Here is a 3,166-nt window from a genome sequence, read left to right as displayed (position 1 = left end):
GAGGAAGCCTTCATGCAGAACCCATGCGGACGGTTCGTCGGGAAGGTTGAAGCGGGTGATGCGGCCATAAGGCGTCACCGAGGCCTGCTTGTCGGAATTGTTGGTGACTTTGTCGTCGACGGTGATCATGTATTTGTCGTCGATCGAGAAGGACCGGGTGAACTTGATGCCGGAATCATTGGTGTAGGAAATCACCACCGGGGTCGACGGCGTCAGTTCTGTGCCCTTTTCGAGCGTCCAGACCGTCTGCGGGCCTGGCACCGTTCCGGAATTGTCGCCCTGCACGAAGCCGAGTTCGGCGAAATAGCCGTTTTCGGTGTCGGCGGGCGAGAACAGCGTCACGATCGGGCTCGTGGGATCAACCGAAACATGGTAATCCTTGAGCTTGATATCGTCGATCCGGGCGCCGGCGAGATTGATCGAGCCTTCGAGTGAGGGCGTCTCGATCTTGACGCGCGGCGCGGAGGCCTGCTGCGCGCCTGCCTGGGAAAATACCGCATCGCTGCCGCCGGTCTGGCCCGAGACCGCGGGCGTCGCACCCTCTGGCGTGACGGTCTGTTCCTGCGTCTGCTGCTGCAGCGCGGCCTGTTCCTGGGCCTGGCGCTGCGCCTCCATGCGCGGACCCATGAAAAAGAACTGCCAGGCGAGGACGATCAGGACCGTCAGGCCGATCGCGATCATAGAATTGCGGTTATTTTCCATCTTTAATTCCTGGTGCGGAGGCCTTCCGGCTCCGTCGGATTTGAGGCGGGTTCGAGATCCGCGATTCCAGCGTGTCGACAAGCCGCGCGAACGGTGCATCGAGCACCTCGCTGCGGCCCACGATGACATAATCGCAACCGGGCTGCATTGCAAACGCTGCCTTGAGGCGGACCGCCTCTTTCAGGCGGCGGCGAATGCGGTTGCGCGCGACGGCATTGCCCTGCCGTTTTGTCACAGTAAAACCGACGCGAGGCTCCGATTGGGGCTCGCGTCGGTCGAGAACTTCAAGCAGAAAAAGGGGGCCCTTGCGCCGCTCGCCCTTTTGCACGGCGAGAAACTGTGGACGGGTCTTCAGCCGTCCGACTTCGGCCTTTTGATCGGGCCCGGACATAAGGGCGAAACGCCCTTACGCCGAAAGACGCTTGCGGCCGCGGGCGCGGCGGGCGTTGAGGACCTTGCGGCCGCCCTTGGTTGCCATGCGCGAGCGAAAGCCGTGGCGGCGTTTGCGAACGAGTTTGGAAGGCTGGTAGGTACGCTTGGTAGACATTTGTTTTAATACCGCGGTGTGCGGCCCTTCTTGAAAACCGGCCGAAACCGGTTAAGCGTGTGGTTGATGTCGTTCGCTCCGCAAAAATATATGGGTGCAGAGCCGAAACTGCGCGGCTTATAAGGGAAAGCGCCGCGAATTGTCAATCGCGCGGCTGAGAAGTCGCAGCTAGCCCGGCCCGGTTTTGCATTTGCGGCGTTCGGGCATAGTATGGCTTCAGGTTGAATCGGAGAAAGCGGATGCGGTCTGAAAACCGCCCTCGGGGCACGGAAAGTGCATCTCCCCGCGTCAGTGCCGACGGCATCGTGATGCCGCGTTTTCTCTCCGGCCTTTCCGGGCGTATCCTGATGCTGACGGTCGCCATCATCATGTTTGCCGAAATCGTGTTCTTCGTGCCGGCGGTCGCCACCATGCGCCTGCGCTGGCTTGACGACCGGCTGAACACCGCCGCCGCCGCGGTCACCGTCATCGACGGGCTGCAGCCGCTTTCCCTGCCGCGCGCGCTTCAGGACGAGACTCTGATGGCGACGGGCACCAAGGCGATCGTGCTCAGGAAGGACGGCATGTCGCAACTGCTGGCGGTGACCGACATGCCGCCCGAAATCAGCCGCAGCTACGACCTGACCGATGTCGGCCCGGTGAAGGCGGTGGTCGATGCCTTCGACGAACTTCTGTTCGGTGGCGATCGGGCGATCCGTATTCTCGGCAATATCGGCGACAGCGACGCGATCATCGAACTGGTGATCTCCGACGATGAATTGCGCCACGCGCTGCTGATCTATGCGCGCAATATTTTCGCGCTCAGCATTCTGCTCTCCTCCGTCACCGCGATGCTGATCTTTTTCCGCCTGAACGCGATACTGGTTCGCCCGCTCAGGCGCCAGATCGCCAACATGCAGACTTTCTCCGAACATCCCGAACTGCCGGAAAGCGTGTTCCGCCCCAGCGCCGAGCCCGATGAACTGGGCATTGCGGGCCGTCATCTCGCCACCATGCAGAGCGAGTTGCAGAAGACCCTGCGCCAGCAGAAGCGGCTTGCCGAACTCGGTCTGGCCGTTTCCAAGATCAACCACGACATGCGCAATATCCTGTCCGCCGCCCAACTGATGTCGGACCGCATTGCCGGCATCGATGATCCGGTGGTCAAGCGGGTCGCGCCGAAGCTCTTGCGCGCGATCGACCGGGCGGCGCTCTATTCGCGTTCGGTGTTGAGCTATGGCCAGGTCTCCGAGGCGGAGCCGAAGCGCCGGATGATAGACGTCCAGTCGCTGGTCAACGACGTTCACGACTATCTCGAACTCTCCGCCGATCCCTCGATCGAGTGGATCAACCGTGTGCCGGAAGGGCTGAAGATCGACGCCGACCCCGAGCAGTTGTTCCGGGTGATCTTCAACCTCTGTCGCAACAGCGTCGAGGCGCTCGGTCAGCAGGCCAAGGCCGAATCGGTCAACTGTCTGACGATCTCCGCCCAGCGCCATGGCAGCGTGGTGTCGCTGACGATCGACGATACCGGGCCCGGCATGCCGCAGAAGGCGCGCGAGAACCTGTTCGCCGCCTTTCGTGGCTCGGCCCGCAGCGGCGGTACGGGGCTTGGGCTCGCCATCGCCCGCGAACTGGTGCTCGCCCATGGCGGCACGATCGGGCTTGTGGAAAAGGCAGGCCAGGGTACGCTGTTTCGCATCGAAATTCCCGACCGCCCGGTGATGCTGGAAAGCTGGCGCGAGGAGAACGAAGCCGGCAGCTAAAGGCTGCGCGCGGGTATCGTCATTTTCATGTTTCAGGAAAATGACAACAATTTTCCGAAATCCGCTTGCATTCCAAATCGCAAGGTCTTAGAAGCCGTTTCGCACGCCGCAGACAGACGCGGCGACCGCAAATGGCAAGCGCTCGTAGCTCAGCTGGATAGAGCACCAGACT

4 protein-coding genes are annotated in these 3,166 nt (G+C 61.8%); 1 reads left to right on the top strand and 3 read right to left on the bottom strand.

The features are described 5' to 3' along the window. From yidC to rpmH, 3 genes are all read right to left on the bottom strand, one after another. Positions 1 to 702: membrane protein insertase YidC (gene yidC / locus B4E36_RS15355; protein WP_345900542.1), on the bottom strand; the 702-nt coding region annotated here is incomplete at its 3' end. Further along, positions 692 to 1,093: a ribonuclease P protein component gene (rnpA, locus tag B4E36_RS15350; protein ID WP_292056229.1), complete on the bottom strand. Its 402-nt coding sequence runs from the start codon at positions 1,091 to 1,093 to the stop codon at positions 692 to 694. The genes rnpA and yidC, both read right to left, overlap by 11 nt. A gap of 15 nt (positions 1,094 to 1,108) precedes the next feature. Then, positions 1,109 to 1,249, bottom strand: a complete 141-nt coding sequence (gene rpmH / locus B4E36_RS15345; RefSeq protein WP_079920770.1) for a 50S ribosomal protein L34 — start codon at positions 1,247 to 1,249, stop codon at positions 1,109 to 1,111. Positions 1,250 to 1,488: 239 nt separating this feature from the next. Between rpmH and B4E36_RS15340 the strand changes: the two genes are divergently transcribed. Next, a complete protein-coding gene (locus B4E36_RS15340; RefSeq protein WP_414673766.1) occupies positions 1,489 to 2,994 on the top strand; it encodes an ATP-binding protein in 1,506 nt (501 codons plus the stop codon). Positions 2,995 to 3,166: the final 172 nt, after the last annotated feature.

Source organism: Martelella sp. UBA3392 (assembly GCF_002358775.1).
Taxonomy (GTDB): Bacteria; Pseudomonadota; Alphaproteobacteria; order Rhizobiales; family Rhizobiaceae; genus Martelella; species Martelella mediterranea.
This window is presented reverse-complemented; position numbering and strand designations above follow the sequence as displayed.

What these genes read in the sequence shown, in the direction of transcription:
- rnpA (WP_292056229.1), bottom strand. Translation starts at nt 1,093, where the DNA reads ATGTCCGGGCCCGATCAAAAGGCCGAAGTCGGACGGCTGAAGACCCGT.
- rpmH (WP_079920770.1), bottom strand. Translation starts at nt 1,249, where the DNA reads ATGTCTACCAAGCGTACCTACCAGCCTTCCAAACTCGTTCGCAAACGC.
- B4E36_RS15340 (WP_414673766.1), top strand. Translation starts at nt 1,489, where the DNA reads ATGCGGTCTGAAAACCGCCCTCGGGGCACGGAAAGTGCATCTCCCCGC.